Origin of the sequence: Paraburkholderia sp. J67, assembly GCF_905220265.1 — a bacterium.
Lineage (GTDB): Bacteria > Pseudomonadota > Gammaproteobacteria > Burkholderiales > Burkholderiaceae > Paraburkholderia.
This window is the reverse complement of the sequence record NZ_CAJMZK010000001.1, coordinates 631649-656447: the sequence shown is the minus strand read 5'-3', so window position 1 is coordinate 656447 and position 24799 is coordinate 631649. Positions and strand designations below refer to the sequence as shown.

The window sequence follows — 24799 nt, the reverse complement described above, 5'->3', positions numbered from 1 at the left end:
CTTTCCCGTTCAGCTTTCCCATCTCTCTCTCCTTCGAATTAGTCAATGAATGGATTTATCTGGCGCCAGGCGGCGGTTGATCGACGAGAAGGACGCCGCCCACGCCGACATTGTCAAGCTCGTCCTCGCGGATCTGAATCATGACCAATTCCCTGGGAACGCCCAGTTCGGTAAAGACGTTGGTGACTTTGGCGACCATTTCGCGCTTTTTCTCGATATCCCATTTGTGGATATTCACCTGGATGACTGGCATGCATAAGGACTCCTTTTCTATCAGGTTGCGTGAAACGTTATCGATGTTTTCGTCATGCGAGCGATGGGTGCTTCGGCGGCTTCGTGCAACAAATGAGTGCGAGGCTTAATGCAAGCGCCACTGTTGCCACAAGGAATGGCGTCATGAATCCGCCCGTTGCGTCATACAGGGCGCCGCTGACGCCAGCGCCCGAGCTGCCCATCAGCATCCAGAATGGCGTGGTGAGCCCGAGGATTTTGGGAAAATGCGATCGTCCATACCAGGCGGCGAAAATTGCCATGATGCTGGTGGTAAAGGCACCAATGCCCAGTCCCAGCACGACGTTGTACAGAAAAACCATAGGGACGGTTTGGGCTGTCAGGGTGAGACCCATTCCGGCCGTCAGCAACGCCATGCAGATAATGATCAGTGTCCGCATGTTGAATCTGAACCCCAGAAATCCGATGGCCAGTGCCCCAATAAGCCCCACTCCGGATTGGAGGCCTGCTGCCGATCCCGCGACCATTCCTTCGATGCCCAACGATTGCAGGAACGAAATCTGATAAGTCATGAGCATGGTGATCGTGTACTGGACCGCGCCATAGACTATGATCAACATCCACAACGCCCAGGTTTTCGACGCTTGTTTCAGGGTGAAATCAACGGGGGTGTTGTAAAGAGTGGGGAGCGATGTTTCGCGCTGCTTCGCCTTCGCCTGCGCAATCGAATCGGTCGCGCCATCCGGCACGTGGCCGACATCCTCGGGCTTGTTGCGAATGAGGATCCCCGGTATCACCGCTGTAAAGACCGTCACTACCGCACATAGAACCAGCAACGAGCTTCGCCATCCCGAATGGGCAACGAGTGCTGTCGTGAACGGAATCATCACGAAGCCGCCGATGCTGATCGACGAATTGATGAGACTCATGGCAAGCGATCGCTTTCTGAAAAACCAGTTACTTGCCAGTGTCATTGCCGGCACCATGCCGCCGATGCCGCATCCTGCGCCCATGAGCGATAGGCCCGCGTAGAGATGCCACGGCTGGGTTTGGAAAGAAAGGACCAGCAGCCCAATAGCCAGCAATACGTGGCCGGCGATGATCGCCATTTTGCAGCCATATCTGGCGGTGATTGCGCCGGAAAGCGGCGAGGTGAGACCAAGCAATAACATCGACAGGGAGACGGCTCCGCCAACCAGAGCACTGCTCCAGGCGAACTCTTTGCACAAGATGGGCAGGAAGATCTGGAAAGAAAATTCCACGCCCATCGAGATCATCAGGACCAGTCCTGCCATCGACACATTGATCCAGCCGTAAAACCGTCCGGCGTCCCCTGTGGCCTGGTTAGTGCAGGCTTCCCCTGAAGAGATTAAGGGAAGGGCGACCGCTTCGCTCGCACCCTCGCGGTTCGGTTGATTACCCATTAAGGACATCTCCTTTCCTTGCTCGGCCGTGTCTGGCGCGACTGGACGCGCCTCGCGTTGACGGGTAGGACATGCCCTCTTATGACGAGGACCATCCCCAGGAGCGTAGTTTCATGTGTACGATACAGTTCCGTACATAATGGTATCTACTGATCGGGTAAGTCCGGTGACTTCCTGGGTATGAATGGTTGTTGTCGAGTGCGGATCTAAAAAACGCAGGGGAAGAGCGGGGTGAGGGGCACGTAGGTCTGGCGTTGGCGTATTTCCTGTCAGCCGGGTTGGGTCTGATTCTCGGCGTCCTTGCGCTATTCAATATTGTTACGCCGTGGATACGGCCGCGAGGAACAATGATGGGAAAGCAAGTCGCGCTGGAGGGCGACCGGTGTCAATGCAAGTGTTCTCCGTCGCCAAAACGGGTTGCATCTCAAACATCGGGAACACTCTCAAGCTGAATGAGTCGATCGACTTCTGCTGGCCACGTGCCTCACTCCGCCACCGGGCACTCCAGTTCCTGCGCGTAAGTCCCCAACGGCTCGCCAACATGCGTTTTCAGTGTGTCGATAAAGCGCTTGATCTTGGCGTCGACGAACTGCCGCGACGGGTACACCGCATAAACGCTGCGCGCGTACGTGTGAAACTGCGGCAGCACCCGCACCAGCTTGCCGCTGCGTAGATCGTCCATCGCCGAAAACGCCGCGAGCAAGCCGATTCCCGCGCCTTCGCGTAATGCCAGCGCCATCGAGTCCATATCGTTGACGCTAAAGTGCGGCCCTGTCGGCCGGAACGTGGTGTTCCCGGCTGCGCTCTCGAGATGCCACTCGTCAGGCGCATAGTCCACCGTCCCCAGCAGGACGCATTGATGGTCGATGAGATCTTCAGGGCGCTCTGGCGCCGCGTGGGTGGCCAGGTAAGCGGGTGACGCGGCAAGGATGCAGTGGCTCGAACCGATCTTCTGGCTGACGTACGCGGAGTCAGGCAGCGTTCTCGTAATCACGACGGCGAGGTCCAGTTGTTCCTCGAGAAGGTTCGGCATGCGCTGCGACAGCAGGAGTTCGACGGAAACCTCAGGGTACGCACCGCGGTAAGCCATCACGGCGCGCGTGACAAGATCGCGGCCCAGTCCAGGCACCGAGTGCACCCGCAGCGTGCCGCGAGGCTCCAGAAGGGCGTCGCGTGCCTCGGCTTCGGCATGTTCGACGTCGGTGAGGATGGCCACGCATCGGTCGTAGAACCGCCGCCCTGCATCCGTGATGACCAGGCGGCGCGTCGAGCGTTGCATCAGCCGCGTGTCGAGCGACTCTTCGAGCACCGAAACGGCGCGCGAAATATTGCCAACCGTGGTGTCGAGGTGGTTCGCGACTGCCGTGAAACTGCCCATTTCGACCACTTTCGAAAACACCGACATGTTATATAACTTGTCCATCCCGCCATTCCTTATCGTCTGAGTCCGTCGAGTCCAGCGCCCCACGGCCGCCTGCCACGCAAGGCTTGCCGGCCATGATAGGCGAGTGCCCGATTCCGTGTCGGTAACGCTTGCCCGGCGTACGCGCCGCGATTTTCCCTCTGCCGGAAAGAATCATTCTTTCTGCCCCGACTAAAACCGCGCGGCCTTCCCGCATAGACTGGGTTCCGCAGACAGGCACTCGACACCGGCCACCTCAAGGGGCCAGCGAGCGCCACCCAACCTACCGACCCGGCAGACCGCCACCAGGCGGCGTCGACCGGAGAAAATGAAGATTAATCTGGATTCCGAATTAACATCGAGGACATTGCCATGAACACCCAATACGATCCACTATTTTTGTTCATCAACGGCGAATGGATTGGCGCGAACGAGCGGGACACTGCACCGGTCGTCAATCCCGCCACGCTGGAGGAACTGGGCCGCGTACCGCTTGCCACCGCTGCCGACCTCGACCATGCGCTGGCGGTCACGAAGCGCGCCTTCGACGTGTGGCGCAACACCGTGCCCGCCGAGCGTGCACGCATTCTCAAGGACGGCGCCAACCTGATTCGCGAGCGCTCCCTGCATATCGCGGAGTTGCTGACGCTCGAAGAAGGCAAGCCGCTTGCCGAAAGCCGCGATGAAGTGCTGCGCGCCGCGGAATACTTCGAATGGTTTGCCGAAGAAGCGCGTCGCATCGACGGTCGTGTCGTGCCGTCGAACCGCCCGGGCGTGCAGCAACTCGTGAAGAAGCAGGCCATCGGCCCGGTTGCGGCCTTCACGCCGTGGAATTTCCCGGCCATTACGCCGGCGCGCAAGCTGTCGGCGGCGCTCGCAGCGGGTTGTAGCGTCATCATCAAGCCGGGTGAGGAAAGCCCCGCGACGGCCTTGGCGCTCGCCCGTGCGCTCGACGATGCAGGATTGCCGAAGGGCGTGCTGCAAGTCGTATTTGGCGTGCCCGACGACATCTCGAAGACGCTGATCGCTTCGCCCGTCATCCGCAAGGTGACCTTCACGGGTTCGGTGCCCATCGGCCGCCTGCTGGCTACGCGCGCCGCCGAAGGCGTCAAGCCTATTACGCTGGAACTGGGTGGCCACGGTCCCGTGCTCGTCTTCGCGGACGGCGATGTCGAGAGGGCGGCCGTAGAGGGTGCCGCTAACCGCTTCCGTGGCACGGGCCAGATCTGCATTTCGTCGACGCGCTTCCTGATTCAGCGCGACGTCTACGAAGCATTCGTCGAACACTTTGTGCGGGCGACCGAAGCGCTCAAAGTGGGCGATGGCATGCAGCCCGGAACCCAGGTGGGTCCGCTCGCCAATCCGCGCCAGATTGCCAAGATGGAGGAACTCGTGGCCGACGCCGTAGCGCGTGGCGCAAAGGTCCTCACGGGCGGCAAGCGCATCGCGGGCAATGGCTACTTCTTCGAGCCTACCGTGCTCGCCGATGTGCCGATGGACGCTCGCGTGATGCACGAAGAGCCGTTCGGCCCCATCGCAGTGCTGATGCGCTTCGACAATCTGCACGACGGTCTCGCCGAAGCGAACCGGCTGCCGTACGGTCTTTCGGCCTATGCGTTCACGAACAACGCACGCACCGCTATCGACGTTGCGGATGGTCTGGAGGCTGGAATGATCGGCGTCAACCAGTACCGCATCATCGCAACCGAACTGCCTTTTGGCGGCATCAAGGAAAGCGGCATCGGTTCGGAAGGCGGCGCGGAAGGCATCGAGTTCTATCTCACCAACAAGTTCATCAGCCAGGCCTGAGGGAGGCATCATGTCCAACACGAATTTCGACAGTCCGCGCGAAGCCGCGCGTGCGTTCACCCCGAAACTCGCCGCGCTCGTCGACGACGTGCTGTTTCCCGAGGTGTGGGCCGACGCGGCATTGTCGCCGCGCGACCGAAGCCTCGTGACGGTGGCCGCGCTCGTGACGGGCGGCCATCACGACGAGATTCCCGCGCATTTGCGTCGTGCCGTGAAGAACGGTGTGACGCGCGAAGAACTGTCGGCGCTGATTACCCACCTCGCGTTCTACGCGGGATTTCCGGCCGCCATTTCGGCGTCCGCCGTGGCGCAAGCGACACTCGGCCATACCCACGCAATCGAGGACACGCAGTCATGAAAGCGATCACCTTCAACGAATTCGGCGATGCAGACGTACTCGCGATCGCAGAGGTTCCCACTCCGGAAGTTCGCCCCGACGACTTGTTGGTCCGCGTCTACGCGGCAGGCGTGAATCGCGCAGACCTCACGCATCGTCGTGGTGGCTATGGCCGGCCAAATTTCGGTGATTCGACCATCATGGGTCTGGAAATCGCGGGTGAAGTGCTCGAAGTCGGCGCGGCTGTCGAGGGTTACCGCATCGGCGATCGTGTGATGGGTGTCGTGGGCGGCGGGGCTTATGCCGAGATTGCGCGCATCGACTGGCGCATGGCGATGCCGATTCCGGCGTCACTCGACTACGTTCACGCGGCAGCCATTCCGGAAGTGTTCGTCACCGCGCACGAAGCGTTGATGCATCTGGGCCGCCTTAAACAAGGCGACTCGGTGCTCATTCACGCCGCGGCGGGTGGTGTCGGTTCCGCGGCCGTGCAACTCGCGGTTGCGACTGGCGCGACCGTGTTCGCGACGGCGGAGGCGTCGAAGCGCGAGCGTGTCCTTCAACTCGGCGCCGACCATGCAATCGACTACCGCACTCAGGATTTCGCGGAGGTCGTTGCGAGCGAAACGAATGGCCGTGGCGTAGACGTCGTGATCGATTTCGTCGGTGCGCCATACTTCACGCGCAATATCGCATCGCTCGCGCACGGCGGCCGGCTGGTTCAGGTCGGCATTCTCGGTGGAGGAGGGCAGGTGAATGTCGAACTCGAGACCATTCTCTATCGACATATCCAGATTATCGGCACCGTCATGAAGTCTCGTCCCCCGGCCGAGAAACATGCGATGGTGCGCCGTTTCAGCGAGCACTGGCTCGCCCGCTTCTCAGGTGGCCGCAGTCTGGAGCCGGTCGTGGACAGTACATTCCCGCTTGCGCGTGCGGCGGACGCCCATCGACGGATGGAGTCGTCCGCGAATGTGGGCAAGATTATTCTGGTGACGGGGGATCAATGACCTGAAAGAGGCGCGGTGGGGTTGGCTCCCCCCGCGTCTTTCGTCGACGATGCCTGGCCGCGCTGCAATTCAATGAAACGCGCGGAAAAAATCGAATAAAGAAACTGGCGCAGGCGCAAGGCATTGGACATGATCGTTCCGAAAGCGATTCGAAGGTCGTCGTTGGGAACGCAACAGCCATGCCATCGGCTTAATCGCAGCCGCCACCGTTATTCACTCGCGATTACGCCCATAAATAGTGCCGACGGTTTCAGCCGCAGCGCATGAATCCCCAAAACGGGGCGCAGCGTGCCCACTCATGCACCCGAAGCACCGCGAGAATCCGCTGCGCGAAATCCCCGCCAAGGCCTTTAACCAGCAAGGCTTTCTCACCCCCACGCCACCACTGGCACAAATCTCGCTACATGCCCATCCGAGAGGTGCGAAGTAATTTGCATCATCTTAGGATCGCTAGGGTTCCGGTCGCTGCGCAGGACAACGCCTCATTCAGTCTTGCGCCCGATGCCTGGTCCGAGAGCAATCCGGTCTCGTCTCCCACCTTCGTTTCGAGGGCGGTGCCGAGGCTCCACGGAGGGATAAAAGCCCGGGAGGTCGCGATGTCGTTTGGTCGCCCTCTCACGCTTATTCCCTTCGCAACCTGGAGCCTCCCATGCCGTCCAGCCTCCTCACTGAACTCGCGCCGATCGACGCACCGCTCTGGGAAACCGTGATTCCCGCGGGCACGCATTGGTCCGGCATTCTGCGCCGCGGTCTCGCACTGCGCATCGTCGATCTCGAAGGCGGGGCGAATCTCGCCGCCGTCTTCCATCGGCAGGAAGATCCGCTCGAGCGCTACAACATGGCGGATACGCTCAAGGCGCAGCACACCGCGCATCTCACGCGCGGCCACGCGTTGCATACCGACATGGGCCGCGTGATCGCATCCATCACGGGCGATACGCTCGGCTGGCATGATCCGCTCGGCGGGGTGGGCGATGCTGCGCTATTCGCCCGCAAATACGGCGAGAAGCGCTATCAGGCGCATCGCAACGAGATGATCCGCAATGGCCGCGACAGCCTCGTGCTCGAACTCGCGAAATACGGCCTTGGCGCGCGCGATCTCGTGGCCAATGTGAACTTCTTCAGCAAGGTGTCGGTGGGCGACGATGGCTCGCTCGAATATGTGCCGCGCCATTCGCAAGCGGGCGCAGCGATCGATCTGCGCTTCGAAATGAACACGCTCGCAGCATTCTCTACCGCGCCGCATCCGCTCGATCCTCAGCCGGGCTATCAGCCTAAGCCGGTGAAACTGATCGCATGGCGTGCCTATGCGGCTGCTCAAGCCGCGTCCGCCGACGATTTCTGCCGCATGTCGTGCGCCGAAAACGGCCGCGCATTCGCCAACACCGACCGCCTGTTTGCCTGAGGAGCCGCCATGCCGATCATCGAAAGCGCGCTCGACGAGCGCCACGCCCAGTACGATTTCACGCTGCCGGCAGGCGAGCCGTGGCTGTATGACCTCAAACGCGGCCAGACGCTGCGCATCGTCGATCTCGAAGGCAATCAGGCCGTCGATACGCTGTTCTATCGCAGTGACGATCCCGTCGAACGCTACAGCGCGCAGGACACCATCCGCGCGCAACGCAATCTCTATCTGAGCGCAGGCAGCGTGCTGATGTCGAATCTCGGCCGCCCCATGCTCACCATCGTCGCGGACACGTGCGGGCGTCACGATACGCTGGGCGGCGCCTGCGCGGCGGAGAGCAATACGGTGCGCTACGCGCTCGACAAACGTCATATGCATAGTTGCCGGGATAGCTACCTCAATGCACTCGCGCATTGCACCTGCGGCGCGGCGGCGCTGCTCGGCAAGCGCGATCTCGTCAGCAACATCAACTTCTTCATGAACGTGCCGGTCACGCCGCTGGGCAAACTCACGTTCGAAGACGGCATATCCGCGCCCGGCAAATACGTGGAAGTCCGTGCCGAAGAAGACGTGACGGTGCTGATCTCGAACTGTCCGCAACTCAACAATCCCTGCAACGGCTACAACCCCACGCCGGTGCGCCTGCTCGTGTGGGAGGCGTGATGGCGTTCAACAAGATTCTCATCGCCAATCGCGGCGAGATTGCCTGCCGCGTGATCCGCACGCTCAAGCGTCTGGGTATTGCGTCGGTGGCCGTCTATTCGGAAGCCGATCGCCACGCCATGCATGTGATGCTCGCGGATGAAGCCGTTTGCATCGGACCCGCGCCCGTTGCGCAGAGCTATCTGAATGCGGCGGCGATCCTCGATGCCGTGCGTCAAACCGGTGCGCAGGCCGTACATCCAGGCTACGGATTTCTTTCGGAGAACGCAGCGTTTGCGCGTGCCTGCGAGGATGCGGGTATTGCGTTCATCGGGCCACGCCCCGAACAGATGACCGCGTTCGGCCTCAAGCATACGGCGCGTGAAATCGCACAGGCCAACGGCGTCGCGCTGCTGCCGGGCACGGGCTTACTGCCCGATGCGCAGGCGGCGCTCGAAGCGGCGGTGTCGCTGGGTTATCCGGTCATGCTCAAGAGCACGGCGGGCGGCGGCGGTATCGGCATGTCGCTGTGCCGCGATGCCGTGCAACTGGAAGCCGCGTTTGCGTCGGTCGCGCGTCTGGGGCAGAGCAACTTCGCGAATTCGGGCGTGTACCTCGAAAAGTTCGTCGAGCATGCGCGCCATATCGAAGTGCAGATCTTCGGCGATGGCGCGGGCAAGGTGATCGCACTCGGCGAGCGCGATTGCTCTGTGCAGCGGCGCAACCAGAAGGTGATCGAGGAAACGCCCGCGCCGGGCTTGAGTGCTGTGGAGCGTCAATCGTTGCACGAAACGGCGGTGCGTCTCGCGCGCGCGGTGCACTACGCGAATGCGGGCACCGTGGAGTTCGTGTTCGACGCCCGCGAGCGCGCATTCTATTTCCTCGAAGTGAACACGCGGCTTCAGGTCGAACATGGCGTGACCGAGCAAGTCTATGGCGTCGATCTCGTCGAATGGATGATTCGCCAGGCCGAAGGCACGCTCGCGCCGCTCGATTCGCTGTTGACCGAGCCGCAGGGTGCGAGCATTCAGGTGCGCGTCTATGCCGAAGACCCCAACCGGCAGTTCCAGCCGAGTTCGGGCCTGCTCACCCATGTTGTCTTTCCCGATGACGTGCGCGTGGATACGTGGGTCGACGCGGGCACCGAAGTGAGTGCGTTCTACGATCCGCTGGTGGCCAAGATCATCGCGACAGCCGGCACGCGTGACGACGCGCTCGGCAAGCTGGCGGACGCACTCGATCGCACGCAGCTCTACGGCATCGAAACCAATCTCGACTATTTGCGTGCGGTGATCGGTTCGGCGACGTTTGCGGCGGGCGAGCAGACCACCGGTTTTCTAGGGCGTTTTCTGTTCGCGCCGCACACGGTCGATGTGCTCGACGGCGGCGTGCAGACCACCGTGCAGCAAACGCCGGGACGTCTTGGCTACTGGGACGTGGGCGTGCCGCCTTCTGGGCCGATGGATGATCTGTCGTTCAGTCTTGCTAACGAATTGCTCGGCAATCCCGCCGACGCGGCGGGACTGGAATTCACGATGGTCGGCGCGACGCTGCGCTTTAACTGCGAGACGCTGTTCGTGCTGGGCGGCGCGCCGCTGGCCGCCACGCTCGATGGCCAGCCGGTGCCGTTCTGGCGGGTCATGCGCGCGACCGCGGGCAACGTGCTCAAGCTCGGCGGCGTGACCGGCGCAGGCGTACGCGCTTGTCTCGCGGTGAAGGGCGGCTTGCAAGTGCCCGACTATCTCGGCAGCAAGGCCACGTTTACGCTCGGCCAGTTTGGCGGCCATGCAGGCCGTGCGCTGCGCAAGGGCGACGTGCTGCATCTCGCGCCGGGCTCGGGCAAGGGCGAGGCGGGCGTCACGCTGCCGGTTGAGCGTATTCCTGTGCTCACGCACGAATGGGCACTGGCGGTGCTCGACGGCCCGCATGGCGCGCCCGACTACCTCACGCGCGACGACATCGCGATGCTGTACGACGCGCGTTGGACCGTGCACTACAACTCCAGCCGCACGGGGGTGCGCCTGATCGGTCCGAAGCCGCAATGGGCACGCACCGACGGTGGCGAGGCCGGCCTGCACCCGTCGAATATCCACGACAACGCCTATGCGATCGGGGCGGTCGATTTTACGGGCGACATGCCCGTGATTTTGGGCCCGGATGGCCCGAGCCTCGGCGGCTTCGTGTGTCCCGTCACGGTAGTGGCCGAAGAACTATGGAAGCTCGGGCAACTGCGCCCCGGCGATACGGTGCGCTTCGTGCCTGCGCGTAACAACGAGCCAATGCCGAGCGAACCGCACGAATGCGTGCTCTACCGCAGCGAACCCGCCGAAGAAAGCGTGGCGGTCGTCTACCGGCGCTCGGGCGACCGTAATCTGCTGATCGAATATGGGCCGCCCGTGCTCGATCTCAAGCTGCGTTTTCGCGTGCATGCGCTGATGAACTGGCTCGACGAGCATCGTGTGCCGGGCATTGTCGATCTCACGCCGGGCATCCGTTCTCTGCAGGTGCATTTCGATCCTGCGGTGCTGGCACTCGACCGGTTGATCGACCATCTCAAAGGCGCGGAAGCGCAATTGCCTGCCGTCGACGCGATGCGCGTGCCCAATCGCATCGTGCATCTGCCGCTCTCTTGGGACGACCCGTCGACGCGCATCGCCATCGAGCGCTACATGCAGAGCGTGCGCCCCGATGCGCCGTGGTGCCCGAGCAATATCGAGTTCATCCGCCGCATCAATGGGCTCGACAGCATCGACGATGTCAAGCGCATCGTGTTCGACGCGCGCTATCTCGTGCTCGGTCTCGGCGATGTCTATCTGGGCGCGCCGGTGGCGACGCCGGTCGATCCGCGCCACCGTCTGGTGACCACGAAGTACAACCCGGCCCGCACATGGACCCCTGAAAACGCCGTGGGTATCGGCGGCGCCTATATGTGCGTCTATGGCATGGAAGGGCCTGGCGGTTATCAGTTCGTGGGCCGCACGGTGCAGATGTGGAATCGCTACCGCACGACGGCGGAATTCGCGCCGGGCCAGCCGTGGCTGCTGCGCTTCTTCGATGAAATCCGCTTCTTCGAGGTCAGCGAGGCCGAGCTGGCCGAATGGCGCAGTGAATTCATCGCTGGGCGGCGTGCATTGCGGATCGAAGAATCGGTTTTCGATCTTGGCGCATACGAGCGCTTCCTGCGGGATGAATCCGCTTCGATCGCGGCGTTCAAGACCACGCAGCAGGCCGCGTTCGAAGCGGAGCGCGAGCGCTGGCGCGAAGCGGGCCACGCCGATTATGTGGGCGAGTCCGGTGCGGAGAGCACGGCGCAAGCGGGCACGCAGGACGCGCTCGCAGACGATTGCCGCGCGATTGGCGCCGATGTTTCCGGCAGCGTGTGGAAGTTGCTGGTCGCTGAGGGCGAGCGCGTGGAGGAGGGCCAGGATGTCGCCATTCTGGAATCGATGAAGATGGAAGTGAGCGTGTCGGCGATGGCAGCGGGCGTGGTCGAGTCGATCGCGTGCGCCGAAGGCGATGCCGTCACCGCAGGCCAACGCCTCATAGTGATCCGTATGGATGAAACAGTTGCGCAGGCAACCGAAAACGAAAGCGTGGGCGGCGAGGAGGCCGCATGCCAATGAATGCGCCTACAACGATATTCGATGTGCCGATGACCCTCGCCGCGCTGCGTGCGCGCTATCTCGACGGCAGCCTCACACCAACGCAGGTCGTCGAGCAGATCGCCGCGCGTACATCGGGCGACGATCCGCACCACGTCTGGATCCGCGCGCTCACGCGTGAGGAAATGATGCGCTACGTGGAAGCGCTCGCAGGACGCGATCCCGCGACGCTGCCGCTCTATGGCGTTCCGTTCGCGATCAAGGACAACATCGATCTCGCGGGCGTGCCGACTACGGCGGCGTGCCCGGAGTACGCGTACACGCCTGCCCATAGTGCAGCTGTTGTCGCACGGCTGATCGCAGCAGGGGCGATTCCGATCGGCAAGACCAATCTCGATCAGTTCGCCACCGGCTTGTCCGGCCAGCGCTCACCCTATGGCGCGTGCCGCAACGCGCTCGATCCGGAGTACGCATCGGGCGGGTCGAGTTCGGGTTCGGCCGTGTCGGTGGCGCAGGGTCTTGCGGTTTTCTCGCTAGGCACCGATACGGCGGGCTCGGGACGCGTTCCCGCCGCCTTTCACGGTCTCGTGGGACTCAAGCCGACCAAGGGCGTGTTGAGCACGCAAGGCGTCGTACCGGCGTGCCGCTCGCTCGATTGCGTGTCGATCTTCGCGCACACTGCCGACGACGCGCAGACGGTCTTTGAATCGGCTCGCGGCGTGGCGCAAGGCGATCCCTATGCGCGCGAATGGGAAGGGCGCCATACGGGCTCAATTTCGCTGAGTCAGTTGCGCTTCGGCGTGCCGCGCGCGGCGCAACGCGAATTCTATGGCGACGCGTCTTACGCGCGCGCGTTCGATGCCGCGCTCGACGCACTGCGTGCGCAAGGCGCGCAAATCATCGAAGTGGATTTCGAACCGTTTCTCGACACCGCGCGCCTGCTCTATGAAGGGCCGTTCGTGGCGGAGCGGCTGGCTGCGATCCAGCCGTTCTTCGACGAGAACCCGGACGCATTGCATCCCGTCACGCGCGCGATCATTGGCGGCGCAGCGCGCTGGAGCGCCGCCGACACGTTCGCAGCCCTCGACCGGCTGGCCGCGCTGCGTATGCAGGCCGAGCCGGTCTGGTCGCAGATCGACGCGCTGTTGACGCCCACGTCGCCGACCACCTCCACGGTCGCGGAACTGGAAGCGGACCCCATCGGCGTGAACGCGAAGTTCGGCTACTACACGAATTTCGTCAATCTGCTCGATCTGTCCGCGCTGGCCGTGCCCGCAGGGATCTGTGAAATTGGCAGGCATGCAGGCAAGCCGTTCGGGATCACGTTCGTTGCGCGCGCACACGAAGACGACAAGCTCCTTGCGATTGCCCGGGCATGGCTGGACGAAGCTGCGCCGCAGAAGGCCTTGCCGCATGCTGAGAAAAACGTGCGAGTTGCCGTGGTAGGCGCGCATTTGAGCGGTCAGCCGCTCAATGGCCAGCTCACGACGCGCGGCGCGCGTCTCGTCGAGACCACGCTCACCGCCCCTGTCTATCGTCTTTACGCCTTGCCGCAGAGCGCGAAGCCGGGCCTCGTGCGTGTCGCCGAAGCGGGTGTCGCGATCGAGGTCGAGGTCTGGGAAATGCCTGTCGAACAGTTCGGCTCTTTCGTCGCGCTGATACCTTCACCGCTCGGCATGGGCACGCTGCTGCTCGACGATGGCCGTAGTGTGCAGGGCTTTCTCTGTGAGAGCGTCGCCCTGCAGGGTGCGACGGACATCAGTGAATTCGGCGGGTGGCGAGCGTGGTTGGGTCGCGATTCGGTCGAAACCGCAGAATCGTCAGGAACATAGACATCCTGATGAAAACTTCAAACCGTAGAGTTTCAGCATTCCCCTCTGTACTTTTCAATACCTGGAGATCAGCCATGAAGACCACGCACTTCACGTTTGCACAAGGCGCGGCACCAGCGCGCCGCTGGGCCACTCGTATTGCAGCGGGCGTCGCGCTCGCCGCCGGGTTGTTCGCGGCGGGGAGTCAGGCCGCAAGCGCTGCGCCGCTGCGCATCGGCTATAGCGACTGGCCGGGCTGGGTCGCGTGGCAGGTCGCCATCGACAAGGGTTGGCTCAAGGAAGCCGGTCTCGATGTGAAGTTCGACTGGTTCGACTACGCGGCTTCGATGGACGCATTCGCGGCCAACAAGCTCGACGCCGTGCTGGTGACCAACGGCGATGCGCTCACGATGGGCGCAAACGGCGCGAAGAACGTGATGGCGCTGATCACCGATTATTCGAACGGCAACGACATGGTGATCGCCAAGCCGCCCGCGCGCAAGATTCAGGATCTGAAGGGCAAGAAGATCGGCGTGGAATTCGGCGTGGTCGATCACCTGCTGCTGCTCGATGCCTTGCAGCGCGCGGGGATGAAGGAGGGCGACGTCACGCTCGTGAACGCGAAGACGACCGAAACGCCGCAAGTGCTCGCATCGTCCGATATCGCAGCGATTGCCGCGTGGCAGCCGAATGCGGGTGAAGCGCAGCGCGCGGTGCCGGGCGCACGTCCGGTATTCACGTCGGCCGACGAGCCTGGTCTCATTTACGACGTGCTCGCCGTCAATCCCGTTAGCCTCGCGGCGCACAAGGCCGACTACGAGAAGCTCGCGAAGGTCTGGTATCGCGTGGTGCATTACATCGAAGATCCGGCCACCCAGGGCGATGCCGTGAAGATCATGTCCGCGCGCGTGGGCCTCACGCCCGAGCAATATCTGCCGCTGCTCAAGGGCACGAAGCTGCTTACGTTGCCCGAGGCGCAACAGGCCTATGTGAAGGCCGACGGCTTCAAGTCGCTCTACGGTTCCAGCCGCGCCGCCGACGCCTTCAACGTGAAGTATCAGGTCTACAAGACGTCGCAGGATGTGGGCGTCTATGTGGACCCGACGCTCACGAGCGCGTTGAAGTAATCCGTATCGCCGTCCAGCAGCAAGAGAGGAGAGCACCGTGGCCGAAATCAGCCAGACCGGTATGTTTGCAGTACGCCGCGAGCTCACGCCGCGCGGTAAGTGGATGTTGGGACTCGGCTCGTTTCTGGTGCCGCTTCTCATCTGGTGCATGGTGAGCTATCTGCCGTTCGTCTGGCATCCGCAGATGTTGATCACGCAGCCCGGTAGCGTTGATTATTTTCAACCGGGCATGCGCATCGACAAGGCGGTGTTCGCGGACGAACTCTCGCACGCGCGCGAAACGCACGCGGCGCTGCCGGCCGGCGTGCCTGCGAATCCCGTCTATCTGCCCGCGCCGCATGAAGTGCTGCGCGCGTTCTATACGGCGTTCACCACGCCGCCCGCTTCGGCGGACGGCGTGTGGCTGCATCAGAGTCTCTGGCACAGCATCCAGATCATTTTCTGGGGCTTCCTGGTGTCCTCGCTGGTGGGCGTGCCGATCGGCATTATCTGCGGCACGTATAGCGCGATTGCGCGCTTGCAGGAGCCGTTCTTCGAGTTCTTCCGCTATTTGCCCGCGCCCGCGTTCGGTGCGTTGATGGTGGCCGTGCTGGGCATTTACGACGCGCCCAAGATCGCCATTATCGTGATCGGCACGCTGTTCCAGCAGGTGCTCATCATCGCGAACACCACGCGCAAGCTGGAATTCGGCTTGCTCGAAGCGGCCATGACGCTCGGCACCTCGCGCCTGAAGTTGCTCACGCATGTCGTGGTGCCGGGCATCCTGCCCGACCTCTATCGCGACCAGCGCATTCTGCTGGGTTGGGCGTGGACGTATCTGATCGTCGCGGAACTGGTAGGCACGAGTTCGGGCATTACCTGGTACATCACGCAGCAGGCCCGTTATCAGCACTTCGACAACGTGTATGCGGCGATCATGATGATCGGCATCATTGGTCTTGGCACCGATCTCGTGCTGGCCCTGGTCGGACGCAAGCTTTTCCCGTGGGATCGCACATTGAAGGCGTGAACGCGCTTTATCCTCGTTGCAGGCTTCACGTTTTCATTTACAAGGACGCCACCATGTTCAATCCCCAGCCCGTCCCCGACTATCTTTTGCAGTCCGATGCGGTGCGCGAGCGATTCGCGCGGCTCAAGGCACGCGAGCCCCTGCTCGAAGTGCGCAATCTCACCAAGCGCTTCGCCACGCCGCAGGGTGAACATACGGCGCTGGCCGATATCAGCTTCACGACGCATCGTCGCGAGTTCGTCTGCGTGATTGGGCCGTCGGGATGCGGCAAATCCACGCTGATCCGCATTCTCGCCGGGCTGGAAACGCAGACTTCGGGCGAGGTGCGCGTGAATGGCAAGGCCGTGCGCGGGCCCGGTGTGGATCGCGGCATGGTGTTTCAGGGCTACACGCTGTTTCCGTGGCTCACCGTGAAAAAGAACGTGATGTTCGGCCTGCGCATGAGCGGGCAGGGCGCTGCGCAAGCCGAGCGCGAAGCGCTCCAGTGGCTCGATCTGGTGGGGCTGGAAAAGTTTGCCGATGCGTATCCGCACCAGCTATCGGGCGGCATGAAGCAACGCGTGGCAATTGCGCGTGCGCTCGCGAACCGGCCCGGCATTCTGCTGATGGACGAGCCGTTCGGCGCGCTCGACGCGCAGACGCGCGCGAAGATGCAGCGTCATCTGCTCGATATCTGGCGCAACGTCGATGTCACGATCTTCTTCATCACGCACGATCTCGACGAAGCGATCTTTCTGGCTGATCGCATTCTCGTGCTCAAGGCTAATCCCGGCGAAGTACAGGAACTGATTGAAGTGCCCGTGCCGAGGCCGCGCAGTTATGCACAGTTCAATTCGCCGGAATTTCTCGCGACGCGCGCGCGGCTGGATGCGCTGATTCATCCGCCTGCGCAGGACGAGGCGGATGAAGACGCGAGCACGCAACCGCACATGATCCGGCTGACCGATATTCACGACTCGGTCGAGTAAGCGCGGATGCCGTGCTTCGTTGCGCTTAAATGAAGAGCGAAATCACCCCGCCGATGGTGAGCCCCGCGGCCATCCATCGGCCGATCGTGTAGGCGTGGTTCGGATTGGCCGGCTGGTCGGGCCGCGCGAGCCCCAGCGCCCCGGCGACGAGGGAGGTGACGGGCTGCGCGTTCGCCTGTGCGTCGGTTTCGTTCGAGTCGTCGCTGGCGGCGCCGGCCGCACCGCTTGCATCGGCGGTATCGGACGCATCGGTTGTATCCGTTGCATCCGATGCATCGGTCTCGTCAGACGCATCGGTTCCATCGGTCGCATCAAACGTATCGGATGCATCGGTCTTCAAATCGTCCGATGCATCTTGCGATGCGTCGATTGACGAATCCGACGCGTCATCCGACGACGCATCGGCTGACGCGGCGTTGTAGCCTTGCGGCGAAATCTGCACGGCGTCGTCCTGCGAGATCGGCGTGGAGCTATCGCTCGTGCCCTTGGTCGGCTTGTCTTGAGTTGTGGTCGTGGCATCCGCCTGATTCGCGCGGGTGTACGCAGCGCGATCGCTCGCGCCAGTCGCCAAACTGCCGATTTCCATTTTCCCCTCTTCTAGATCTGTCGCTACGCTGCGATGTTCCCACGTTGTGGTGCCAGTTCGCCCGACGAATAACGCATAGAAATGCGCGATATTCCGAGACCCTTTCGCGCGCGCGTACCGGCAAAATGTCGGTATGAATGGTCACGCTGCTACGCCTCATGTGGATTAAGCCCCTGCGCACGGGAAAACAGGCGTCGCAACTGGAGTGCGGGACGTGAGTCGGCCTTCGCCGCGCAAGGTATTCGAGGCGCTCTATCGGGCCGCCTATCTACAGGGTCATTCACGTCTTCCTGACGAGCTCGCGCGCGACTTCAATAACGAATACGCGCAAAGCGGCCCGCAAATCGCCTGGGAAATCTGGCAGGCCGCTCACGCGCATGCGCTGGAGATGGCCGCGCAGATCTGCGAGCAGCGGCAGGCGTCACACATTAATCAGGAAAGCAAAGCAGCGTGCCGCCTTTGTGCGGGCGACATCCGCTCGATGCTTGAAGACGCGCAAGGCGACGGCGTCTAGGCCGTGCGTTGCGCGTTCAGATTGCAGCGCAGCTTGCGTTCAGGCCGCGTGCGGCGTAGGCAGGAGGGCGCTGCCCGCTGCAAAACGCAAGCTTGCGCCGGTTTCCGCGTTACGGCTTTCCAGCACGGCGCGCGTGACGCCTGCGCGTGAAGGCGGTGCGCAAACACAGCAGGTATAGGGCTTGTTGGCGTCGCGTACAGGGCGCACGAAACGGCCCGTACAGGTGCCGCAGCGTGTCAGCGTGAGCAGGCCGCCTTCGAAAAAGCGCAGTAGCGTCCATGCGCGCGTGAAGCTCAGCACGCGTTCGGTTTCGGCCGACTCGCAGTGCTCGAGGTAGAGCCGGTAAGCGCGCGTGAGCGCGTCGAGCCGGCTGCATTTCGCCTCGTTCGTGAGATACAGATAGATGTTGTAGAACAGCGAGGCATGAATATTCGGCAGCCACGTGAAATACCAGTCCGCCGAAAACGGCAGCATGCCCTTGGGTGGCGACGCATCCTTGAGTTCGCGGTAGAGCCGGATCAAACGATTGCGCGAGAGATTCAATTCCTTCTCCAGCACCGGCATGCGTGCGCCAAGCTGGATCAGTTCGATCGCGCGCATGACCTCGCGCGCCTCTTCGGTGACACTGCCTTTGTACATGACGAAGCACTCCCTTGGGCAATAGTCCGCTGCCGCGACAACGAGGCGTCCATGCCTGAATTCACGGGCGATTATAAAAGCGGGAGAATGAGCGTCAAGAATAATATTTTGGAAGTAATAGGAAGTTTCGATAATGAAATCAACGACTTTTCGCATCGCTTGAAGTGCATTAAGAAGCGAGCAAAGAGGATCTTTCATGCCGACTTTCCAGATGTGTCCAATTGGAAAGATATGGAAAGATCTGGCGGTCAAAACACCCGTGACGGGGCCTTTATGGCGCGACATGATGTCGCTGCTGCGCGTATGTGGTGCAACGCACGGTAATACGGATTATTACGGAGTCTTGCGGTGTAACCTTTTTGTGCCCGCTTGCCGGTAAACTTCGGCTTTCCAATTTTTACGCGTCTGGCATGAATACTTGCCACCGCGGGCTCGCCGGAACGCGAGCACCATTACTCGCTTTCTATCGATGATCCTTCCCTTTTCCGCCTGCTCTTATTCGTTCAGGCAAGCGCGCAAGCGTTTGCCTGGTGCCGCGTCCGGTGGTTTCGCGCACGCCGCACGCAGCGCGGGCGGGGCGCCTGCGAGCCCACCGCGGCGCATGCTGCTCAAGGGCACGATGAGCGTGCTGGCCCTGAGCGGTTGTGCGAGCACCTTGCTGAGCGCTTGTGGCGGAGACTATTCGGACGGCAGCGGGCCGCAGTTTGCGCCCACGCCCGTCGTGAATTCCGTGGCCAATTTCCGCGACCTCGGCGGCGCGGCGCCCGGCTATTCCACGAGCGATGGTGCGCACGTGCGGCGCGCGCTGCTGTACCGTTCAGACGTGCTCACGCCCAATAACGCCGATACGACGACGCTGGAGCGCATGGCATTCGCCTGCGTCTACGATCTGCGTACGCCCGCGGAAAGCGACAATGCGCCCAACATCGCGTTGACCAGTGCGAACCGTGTCGCGCTCAATGTGCTCGGCATGCCGGGTCCGCGCTCATTCGCGGGCTATACAGGCAACCAGCTGGATCAGGCCATGCAGGCGCAGTGGCGCGAGTTCGTGACCGGGCGCGTGCAATGCATTGCGCTAGGCGCGCTGCTCGAACACATTGCCGAGGCGCCGGGGCCGCAATTGATCGTTGGCGGGAATGGGGTGGATGTGGCGGGGTGGGCGTCGGCGCTGCTGCTGCTGATCGCGAACGTGCCGCTCGAAATCGTCGTGCAGGATTTTCTTCTGACGAATGCGTATCGCTCGCCGGGCGTGGATACGGACAACCTCACGCCGCCCGTGCAGGCCAGCTATCTCCAGGCGGCCTTCGACGCATTGCAGTCGGGCTACGGCAATATCAACCGTTACCTGGCGAGCGGGCTGGGCCTCGACTCGGTGACCGTGGACCGCTTGCGCGCCCGCCTCGTGGTGTGAGCGCCCGCATGATCCGCGATTCAGAGCACGGGTAGCGCGATCTTCACGCGCAACCCGCCTTCGGGGTGATTGGACAGATCGCACTGGCCACCCTGATTGCGCACGAGTCGCGTGATGATGGCGAGCCCCAGGCCGCAATGGCCTTCGCCGCCGCGCGCTTCGTCCAGACGCACGAAGGGCTTGATTGCAGCGGCCACGCGATCGGTGGGAATGCCCGGGCCGTGATCGCGCACTTCGATGACCCATTGCGCGCCATCGCGGCGTGTGGCGATCTCGACGGGCGGCACGCCATGTTCGAGCGCGTTGTCCACGAGATTCGACATCAGCCGGTCCAGCAGCGTGCGCGGCAGCTTGAATGCCGGCCCCGCTTTCAGATCGAGCCTGAAAAGTACGTCTTCGTCGCTGCCGGTATCGGAGCAGTATTGCTCGCGCAACAGGGCATCCACTTCCACTTCAGGACCGGATTCAGGGCGTTGGCGCGCGAATTCCAGGAACTGCTGAACGATATCGTTGAGTGAATCTACTTCGCGATAAAGCTGCTGGCGCTCACGGTCGTCGGCGAGCATCGAGGCGCGCAGCTTCAAACGCGTGAGCGGCGATTTCAGATCGTGCGCGACGCCGGCCAGCATCACGGCCTGATCGTCGTCGGCCTCATTGAGCTGCTTCATCATGCGATTGAACGAGCCGACCAGTTCACGCAGCTCGCGCGGCCCCTGTTCTTCGACGGGGGCGGGCCGGTGACCACTGCCGAAGGCGCGCGCCGCCTGCGCGACGAGCGATAGCGGCCGTTGAAGCTGCCACATGGCGAGCAGCGCCACGAGCAACGATACGGCGAGCAGGCCGCCCGCGAGCGGCAGCAGATTGGGCGGCGGAGGGAGATCGACGGGCGCGACGATCCACGTGGGATGGCCCGCGAAACGCACCCATAACGCGCCGCGACTGTGATGCAGGTCCGCGAGAATTTCGGTGCCGGCGGGCAGGTCGCGCAGCAACTGCTTGCGCAGATCGGCAAGCGGCTCGCGCGTGGGCACTTCGAGCTTGACGTCGGCGGGCATGTTCCAGGTGGGCACGAGATGCACACGTAGCGCCGGGGCCAGCTCGACTTCGTTGGGCGCGGCGCCCGTGGCCGCGTGCAGCATGAGCACCAGGCCGCGCTCGAAGCCTTCGACCTCGTGGCGGCGCGGTTGCGGCGCGAATACCACGAACCAGCACGCCTGCACCAGAAACAGCACGAGCGCCGACATCAAGGCCATGCGGCCAAACAGCGTATTCAGCGGATTGTTCATGAACCTGCGTCAGCGTCGGCGGGGCCGTTGCCTTCGATCTCGTCCTCGCGCAGCGGCACGAATACATAGCCCTTGCCACGCACGGTCTGCACGAAGCGCGGCTGCGCGGGATCCTCTTCGATCACGCGGCGCAGACGCCAGATCGGCACGTCGAGGCTGCGGTCGTTGAACGGCACGCCGTCTTCGCGCAGCAGGTCATGGATCAACACGCGTGAAAGCACGCGGTACGGGTGGCGGGCGAAAATCTTCAGGAGAGCGAATATGCTGTCGCGTAGCGGCACGCGTTCGCCGTCGCGCAGCAGCGCGCGGGTGGCGAAATCCAGCTCGAACGGGCCGAACTGGCAGCGCTCGCGCGCTTCGGGCGCGCCCGGCGGCACTGCGCCATGACGGCGCAGCACGGTCTGGATGCGTAGCAACAGCTCCTGCGGATCGAACGGCTTGGCGACATAGTCGTCCGCGCCGAGCGTGAGGCCGGCGATGCGGTCGGTCACCGCACCGCGCGCGGAGGCGAAGATCACGGGAATGTCGTCGCCTTGTGCGCGCAACGCGGCGAGCGTGCGCAAGCCATCGGTGCCCGGCATCATGACGTCGAGCACGATGACCGAGGGCCGCTCGCGCTCGAGCCGCCGCGCGAGGTGGGTGCCCTCGTGCAGCACGGAAGTCTGGAAACCGTGGGTCCGCAGGAAACGGGAAAGAAGATCGCGCACGACCGGATCGTCGTCGACGATGAGAACGTGTGGACTCATCGTCGAATTTTATTTGATGTCGACGTTACGCAGAATAGCCCCAGTGTGACTAAATCTTACCTTCGCTTACAAGCGGACTAACTGGTCCGTTACTTGTCCGTTACTTATCCGTTACAGCCGCTTCCTGAACGGTCGTTTGCGCAGCGTGGGTAGCGTGCGTGGTCTGTGCCGAAGCGATGGGCGCGCTGTTCGCGACCGTCTTCGCTTTCGTCTGACCTGAGGACTTTGCCGTAGGGGTCGAATCCGCAGCCGGCTTGACCGGCTTGTCGGCGGCACGCGCGATGGCGTCGTCGATCGAGGCGACGCTCGTGGCGTTCGCGACGGCCTTGTTCGCTTCCGCACTCGATGCGGACGGCGCGGGCACGGCTGCCGGAATGTGCTTGGCGAGCGCGTCGGCGATACGCTTTTGACGCGTGTCCGCTGCGAGGCCGCTCGGCATCTTGCGCAGGCGCAGCGCTTCGGCGTTGGCCTGGGCATCGTCGTGCTTCGTGGCGACGTGCTTGCCCGATGCGGGTTCGATACCCTTCATTTGCAGCACGGCGTCCTGTGCCGAAGGCGCCAGATGCTGGTCGACGACACCGTCCTTCACGCGTTGCACGGTGGCTTGCTGGCCGTGCAGGTAATCGCCTTCGAGTTCGGCGATACGGCGGTTATACCAGTCCGTCACGCACGCTTTGTCCTTGCAGTTGTGCTGGCGCCATTGCCACTGGCTCAAGCGATCGGCTTCGAGCGCGGTGGCGTCGGGCGTCGCATCGACGGCCGTGCGATAGAGCGCAGCGAGCTTGTCGTCGAGCGCGGAAAGCGTCGGATCGTTGCAGACGATGCGCTCCGACGCGGAGGCGTTATGCGGGCATTTGAAGCTTGCGGCCTGCGCGGCCGTCGAAACGGCGAGCGTAGCGAAGAGCGCGAGCGCGGTGGCGTTCAGGCCACGATGCAGGAATGATTCGGCGCGGCGGATTTTCGGTTCTCGGTTCATGGCGGGCATGATCATGTTGAATTGGCAGGGGACGACAGGCGGCTCGTCCGGCGTCGCCACGGCGCATGGCACCGCAAGGAAAACGATAGCGCAGCGCCTCTCGAGTAAAGCTTCGCTCAACGGGGCGATTGCGGAATCGCTTACGAAACATTTCAAATGGGGCGCAAAAGGTAAGGCGTGGACCGCGCAGTTGGGGGCATACGCGCGGATCTCGTGCGCAATCCGCAAAACGTGCTTACCAGAAGGGAGATTTGCGAAGGACTGGAAAGCCGCTTTCAACATTGCCCGATGTCTGCGCCATCGTGCGCCACGCTTTGCCCCGATGATGCACGTCGAGCCCTGCCGTCCGCGCAACCGTATCGCGTGCGACGGGCAGCCTATCGACGCGTTCTGTCCTCGCCTCCATGCTCAACGTTTTCCGCTCCTCACTTTGCGCGGCGGCGCTCGCTGCGCCGCTCGCACTCAATGGCTGCGCGTGGACGCTGATTACGGCCGCCGATGCCACCGGTTCCGTAATTCAGGCCGGCTACGCGGTCGCGTCGAATTATTCGTCGCCGAAATTCGTGACGGGGCAGCCCGTGAATCTCGCCACGCTATGCGTCGAGATCAATCCGATGGTCACGGCGGCCGACTTCGTGCCGTCACTGCAATTCGCGCTCGCGCAGCGCGGCGTGCGCTCGGACCTCTATAGCCCCGGCACGGAGCCGGCCAATTGCGAAGGCAGGCTGGTGTATAACGCCTCGATCGAATTCGGCCGGCCGACGTTCAGCGACGACAGTCAGGCCTATCTGTCGACCATCAACATGACGATTTTCCTGCACAACCGCATTGCCGTGACAGCGCGCTATGAAGTGCATGGCCTGAGCACCGACCGCTATTCGAGCGCGGCGGTGAAGCTTCAGGGTCTGATCGATCGCATGGTGGTGGACCAGACGCGCCTCGCGAACACCTTCCAGGCGGCGTCGAGCGATCAGTGACCTTTCGCATTGCCTGTTTTTCGGAAAGGAATGGGAAGGTAAGGGGTCTATGCCTCGCACGCCGGTGTCCCTTACGATTTGCGCATGACCAATAACGTTTTCCTCGTCGACGACGACCCCGTCGTGCGCGACGTCACCGCCGAGTATCTTCAGATGCGCGGCTTTACCGTCACCGCGCTGCCGTCGGCGCGCGCCCTGCAACAGAAGCTGCGCTCCGAACGGCCCCAGGTTGTCGTGCTCGACATCATGATGCCGGAGGTCGATGGCATTACCGCCTTGCGCGAATTGCGCGCGAGCGGCGACGACCTGCCCGTGATCATGCTGACCGCGCGCAACGAGGTGATCGACCGCGTGCTGGGTCTGGAATTCGGCGCCGACGATTACGTGGGCAAGCCGTTCGATCCGGGCGAGCTGGCCGCGCGCATTCGCACGGTCATGCGCCGCCGCAGCGTGGCGAGCGCGACGGGTGCGCCAGAAAGTCGCGCCTCGTTCAGCTTCGGCCCGTTCGAGCTGGACTTCCGCTCGCGCGAACTCTTCCGTGACGAAGAGCGTATTCCGCTGCGTTCGAGCGAATTCGCGTTTTTGAAGCTGTTCGTCAATCACGCGATGACAATTCTCTCGCGCGAGCAGATCATCGAGATCGTCTACGGCGAAGCGGGGCGCTATCGCAACCGCAGTCTGGATGTGGCGATCTGGCGTCTGCGCCGGTTGATCGAAACCGATCCATCCGAGCCGCGCTATCTGCAAACGGTCTGGGGTCACGGCTATGTGTTCGTGCCCGACGGCGAAGTGGGCGTGGCGGAGCGCTACAGCGAATACAAGGGCGACTACAAAGGCGACAAGGGCGATTTTGCCGCCGATCTTCGTAGCGACGACGAGTAAGAAAA

General features: G+C 62.7%; 24 protein-coding genes and 1 riboswitch. Of the genes, 15 read left to right on the top strand and 9 right to left on the bottom strand.

The annotated features are described in order from the left end of the window. Nucleotides 1–55 precede the first annotated feature (55 nt). The 3 genes from U5782_RS02820 to U5782_RS02805 all read right to left on the bottom strand — a co-directional run bounded on the left by U5782_RS02820 (nt 56) and on the right by U5782_RS02805 (nt 3078). Entirely contained in the window at nt 56–253 is a 198-nt protein-coding gene (locus U5782_RS02820; protein ID WP_322042339.1) for a tautomerase family protein, read from the bottom strand. Nucleotides 254–305: 52 nt separating this feature from the next. Further along, nucleotides 306–1655 carry an MFS transporter gene (locus U5782_RS02815; RefSeq protein WP_322042338.1) on the bottom strand — a complete coding sequence of 450 codons (1350 nt, stop codon included), beginning with the start codon at nt 1653–1655 and terminating at the stop codon, nt 306–308. Between the two features lie 484 nt (nt 1656–2139). After that, on the bottom strand, nt 2140–3078 hold the full coding sequence (locus U5782_RS02805) for a LysR family transcriptional regulator (RefSeq protein ID WP_322042337.1): 939 nt from the start codon (nt 3076–3078) through the stop codon (nt 2140–2142). Nucleotides 3079–3429: 351 nt separating this feature from the next. On the opposite strand from U5782_RS02805, the gene U5782_RS02800 reads away from it, so the two are divergent. The 3 genes from U5782_RS02800 to U5782_RS02790 are packed head-to-tail and all read left to right on the top strand — an operon-like array spanning nt 3430 to nt 6213. Then, complete coding sequence (locus tag U5782_RS02800; RefSeq protein ID WP_322042336.1) at nt 3430–4866, top strand: NAD-dependent succinate-semialdehyde dehydrogenase; 1437 nt, start codon at nt 3430–3432, stop codon at nt 4864–4866. A 10-nt stretch (nt 4867–4876) separates the two neighbouring features. Further along, nucleotides 4877–5224: a carboxymuconolactone decarboxylase family protein gene (locus U5782_RS02795; protein ID WP_322042335.1), complete on the top strand. Its 348-nt coding sequence runs from the start codon at nt 4877–4879 to the stop codon at nt 5222–5224. Then, a complete protein-coding gene (locus U5782_RS02790) occupies nt 5221–6213 on the top strand; it encodes an NAD(P)H-quinone oxidoreductase (protein ID WP_322042334.1) in 993 nt (330 codons plus the stop codon). The genes U5782_RS02795 and U5782_RS02790 overlap by 4 nt, the downstream gene beginning before the upstream one ends. On the opposite strand, the gene U5782_RS02785 is transcribed toward U5782_RS02790, so the two are convergent. Further along, entirely contained in the window at nt 6207–6344 is a 138-nt protein-coding gene (locus tag U5782_RS02785) for a hypothetical protein (protein ID WP_322042333.1), read from the bottom strand. The genes U5782_RS02790 and U5782_RS02785 overlap by 7 nt on opposite strands. 308 nt (nt 6345–6652) lie before the next feature. Continuing rightward, a riboswitch (guanidine-I (ykkC/yxkD leader) is annotated at nt 6653–6805 on the top strand. A gap of 57 nt (nt 6806–6862) precedes the next feature. On the opposite strand from U5782_RS02785, the gene U5782_RS02780 reads away from it, so the two are divergent. From U5782_RS02780 to U5782_RS02750, 7 genes are all read left to right on the top strand, one after another. After that, entirely contained in the window at nt 6863–7618 is a 756-nt protein-coding gene (locus U5782_RS02780; RefSeq protein WP_322042332.1) for an urea amidolyase associated protein UAAP1, read from the top strand. Nucleotides 7619–7627: 9 nt separating this feature from the next. Continuing rightward, nucleotides 7628–8281: an urea amidolyase associated protein UAAP2 gene (locus U5782_RS02775; RefSeq protein WP_322042331.1), complete on the top strand. Its 654-nt coding sequence runs from the start codon at nt 7628–7630 to the stop codon at nt 8279–8281. Further along, nucleotides 8281–11883, top strand: a complete 3603-nt coding sequence (uca, locus tag U5782_RS02770; protein ID WP_322042330.1) for an urea carboxylase — start codon at nt 8281–8283, stop codon at nt 11881–11883. Before U5782_RS02775 ends, uca begins: the two co-directional genes overlap by 1 nt. Continuing rightward, nucleotides 11880–13694, top strand: a complete 1815-nt coding sequence (atzF, locus tag U5782_RS02765) for an allophanate hydrolase (RefSeq protein ID WP_322042329.1) — start codon at nt 11880–11882, stop codon at nt 13692–13694. The genes uca and atzF overlap by 4 nt, the downstream gene beginning before the upstream one ends. A 74-nt stretch (nt 13695–13768) precedes the next feature. Next, nucleotides 13769–14800: an ABC transporter substrate-binding protein gene (locus U5782_RS02760; protein WP_322042328.1), complete on the top strand. Its 1032-nt coding sequence runs from the start codon at nt 13769–13771 to the stop codon at nt 14798–14800. A 61-nt stretch (nt 14801–14861) separates the two neighbouring features. Further along, nucleotides 14862–15809 carry an ABC transporter permease gene (locus U5782_RS02755; RefSeq protein ID WP_322042534.1) on the top strand — a complete coding sequence of 316 codons (948 nt, stop codon included), beginning with the start codon at nt 14862–14864 and terminating at the stop codon, nt 15807–15809. A gap of 53 nt (nt 15810–15862) precedes the next feature. After that, complete coding sequence (locus tag U5782_RS02750) at nt 15863–16777, top strand: ABC transporter ATP-binding protein (RefSeq protein ID WP_322042327.1); 915 nt, start codon at nt 15863–15865, stop codon at nt 16775–16777. Nucleotides 16778–16802: 25 nt separating this feature from the next. Here U5782_RS02750 and U5782_RS02745 read toward each other — a convergent pair whose 3' ends face one another. Continuing rightward, nucleotides 16803–17363 carry a hypothetical protein gene (locus tag U5782_RS02745; protein ID WP_322042326.1) on the bottom strand — a complete coding sequence of 187 codons (561 nt, stop codon included), beginning with the start codon at nt 17361–17363 and terminating at the stop codon, nt 16803–16805. Nucleotides 17364–17577: 214 nt separating this feature from the next. Here U5782_RS02745 and U5782_RS02740 point away from each other — a divergent pair, with 214 nt between their 5' ends. Further along, on the top strand, nt 17578–17877 hold the full coding sequence (locus U5782_RS02740; protein ID WP_322042325.1) for a hypothetical protein: 300 nt from the start codon (nt 17578–17580) through the stop codon (nt 17875–17877). 39 nt (nt 17878–17916) lie between these two features. Here the strand turns inward: U5782_RS02740 and flhC are convergent, their stop codons facing one another. Beyond that, complete coding sequence (gene flhC, locus U5782_RS02735) at nt 17917–18516, bottom strand: flagellar transcriptional regulator FlhC (protein WP_322042324.1); 600 nt, start codon at nt 18514–18516, stop codon at nt 17917–17919. Nucleotides 18517–18567: 51 nt separating this feature from the next. Between flhC and U5782_RS02730 the strand changes: the two genes are divergently transcribed. Then, nucleotides 18568–18840: a hypothetical protein gene (locus U5782_RS02730; protein WP_322042323.1), complete on the top strand. Its 273-nt coding sequence runs from the start codon at nt 18568–18570 to the stop codon at nt 18838–18840. A 277-nt stretch (nt 18841–19117) separates the two neighbouring features. Continuing rightward, nucleotides 19118–19927 (top strand): tyrosine-protein phosphatase, encoded by an 810-nt coding sequence (locus U5782_RS02725; protein WP_322042322.1) that lies wholly within the window; start codon nt 19118–19120, stop codon nt 19925–19927. A gap of 20 nt (nt 19928–19947) precedes the next feature. Here U5782_RS02725 and U5782_RS02720 read toward each other — a convergent pair whose 3' ends face one another. The 3 genes from U5782_RS02720 to U5782_RS02710 form a co-directional block, all read right to left on the bottom strand. Then, complete coding sequence (locus tag U5782_RS02720; RefSeq protein WP_322042321.1) at nt 19948–21213, bottom strand: ATP-binding protein; 1266 nt, start codon at nt 21211–21213, stop codon at nt 19948–19950. After that, nucleotides 21210–21959, bottom strand: a complete 750-nt coding sequence (locus U5782_RS02715) for a response regulator (protein ID WP_322042320.1) — start codon at nt 21957–21959, stop codon at nt 21210–21212. The genes U5782_RS02720 and U5782_RS02715 overlap by 4 nt, the downstream gene beginning before the upstream one ends. A 100-nt stretch (nt 21960–22059) precedes the next feature. Then, the gene (locus tag U5782_RS02710) at nt 22060–22935 is read right to left on the bottom strand and encodes a hypothetical protein (RefSeq protein ID WP_322042319.1); all 876 of its coding nucleotides are present in this window, start codon (nt 22933–22935) and stop codon (nt 22060–22062) included. Between the two features lie 404 nt (nt 22936–23339). Between U5782_RS02710 and U5782_RS02705 the strand changes: the two genes are divergently transcribed. Both U5782_RS02705 and U5782_RS02700 read left to right on the top strand, forming a co-directional pair. Further along, nucleotides 23340–23912 carry a hypothetical protein gene (locus tag U5782_RS02705; protein WP_322042318.1) on the top strand — a complete coding sequence of 191 codons (573 nt, stop codon included), beginning with the start codon at nt 23340–23342 and terminating at the stop codon, nt 23910–23912. 84 nt (nt 23913–23996) lie between these two features. After that, nucleotides 23997–24794 carry a response regulator gene (locus U5782_RS02700; RefSeq protein WP_322042317.1) on the top strand — a complete coding sequence of 266 codons (798 nt, stop codon included), beginning with the start codon at nt 23997–23999 and terminating at the stop codon, nt 24792–24794. The last annotated feature ends 5 nt before the right edge of the window (nt 24795–24799 follow it).

Bases quoted from the DNA above. Each gene is read 5' to 3' on its own strand.
- U5782_RS02760 (WP_322042328.1), top strand. From the start codon at position 13,769: ATGAAGACCACGCACTTCACGTTTGCACAAGGCGCGGCACCAGCGCGC.
- U5782_RS02720 (WP_322042321.1), bottom strand. From the start codon at position 21,213: ATGAACAATCCGCTGAATACGCTGTTTGGCCGCATGGCCTTGATGTCG.
- U5782_RS02730 (WP_322042323.1), top strand. From the start codon at position 18,568: ATGCCTGAATTCACGGGCGATTATAAAAGCGGGAGAATGAGCGTCAAG.
- U5782_RS02790 (WP_322042334.1), top strand. From the start codon at position 5,221: ATGAAAGCGATCACCTTCAACGAATTCGGCGATGCAGACGTACTCGCG.
- U5782_RS02780 (WP_322042332.1), top strand. From the start codon at position 6,863: ATGCCGTCCAGCCTCCTCACTGAACTCGCGCCGATCGACGCACCGCTC.
- U5782_RS02755 (WP_322042534.1), top strand. From the start codon at position 14,862: ATGTTTGCAGTACGCCGCGAGCTCACGCCGCGCGGTAAGTGGATGTTG.
- U5782_RS02815 (WP_322042338.1), bottom strand. From the start codon at position 1,655: ATGGGTAATCAACCGAACCGCGAGGGTGCGAGCGAAGCGGTCGCCCTT.
- U5782_RS02710 (WP_322042319.1), bottom strand. From the start codon at position 22,935: ATGAACCGAGAACCGAAAATCCGCCGCGCCGAATCATTCCTGCATCGT.
- U5782_RS02795 (WP_322042335.1), top strand. From the start codon at position 4,877: ATGTCCAACACGAATTTCGACAGTCCGCGCGAAGCCGCGCGTGCGTTC.
- U5782_RS02700 (WP_322042317.1), top strand. From the start codon at position 23,997: ATGACCAATAACGTTTTCCTCGTCGACGACGACCCCGTCGTGCGCGAC.
- U5782_RS02750 (WP_322042327.1), top strand. From the start codon at position 15,863: ATGTTCAATCCCCAGCCCGTCCCCGACTATCTTTTGCAGTCCGATGCG.
- flhC (WP_322042324.1), bottom strand. From the start codon at position 18,516: ATGTACAAAGGCAGTGTCACCGAAGAGGCGCGCGAGGTCATGCGCGCG.
- U5782_RS02800 (WP_322042336.1), top strand. From the start codon at position 3,430: ATGAACACCCAATACGATCCACTATTTTTGTTCATCAACGGCGAATGG.
- U5782_RS02775 (WP_322042331.1), top strand. From the start codon at position 7,628: ATGCCGATCATCGAAAGCGCGCTCGACGAGCGCCACGCCCAGTACGAT.
- U5782_RS02715 (WP_322042320.1), bottom strand. From the start codon at position 21,959: ATGAGTCCACACGTTCTCATCGTCGACGACGATCCGGTCGTGCGCGAT.
- U5782_RS02745 (WP_322042326.1), bottom strand. From the start codon at position 17,363: ATGGAAATCGGCAGTTTGGCGACTGGCGCGAGCGATCGCGCTGCGTAC.
- U5782_RS02820 (WP_322042339.1), bottom strand. From the start codon at position 253: ATGCCAGTCATCCAGGTGAATATCCACAAATGGGATATCGAGAAAAAG.
- U5782_RS02805 (WP_322042337.1), bottom strand. From the start codon at position 3,078: ATGGACAAGTTATATAACATGTCGGTGTTTTCGAAAGTGGTCGAAATG.
- U5782_RS02725 (WP_322042322.1), top strand. From the start codon at position 19,118: ATGCTGCTCAAGGGCACGATGAGCGTGCTGGCCCTGAGCGGTTGTGCG.
- U5782_RS02785 (WP_322042333.1), bottom strand. From the start codon at position 6,344: ATGTCCAATGCCTTGCGCCTGCGCCAGTTTCTTTATTCGATTTTTTCC.
- atzF (WP_322042329.1), top strand. From the start codon at position 11,880: ATGAATGCGCCTACAACGATATTCGATGTGCCGATGACCCTCGCCGCG.
- uca (WP_322042330.1), top strand. From the start codon at position 8,281: ATGGCGTTCAACAAGATTCTCATCGCCAATCGCGGCGAGATTGCCTGC.
- U5782_RS02705 (WP_322042318.1), top strand. From the start codon at position 23,340: ATGCTCAACGTTTTCCGCTCCTCACTTTGCGCGGCGGCGCTCGCTGCG.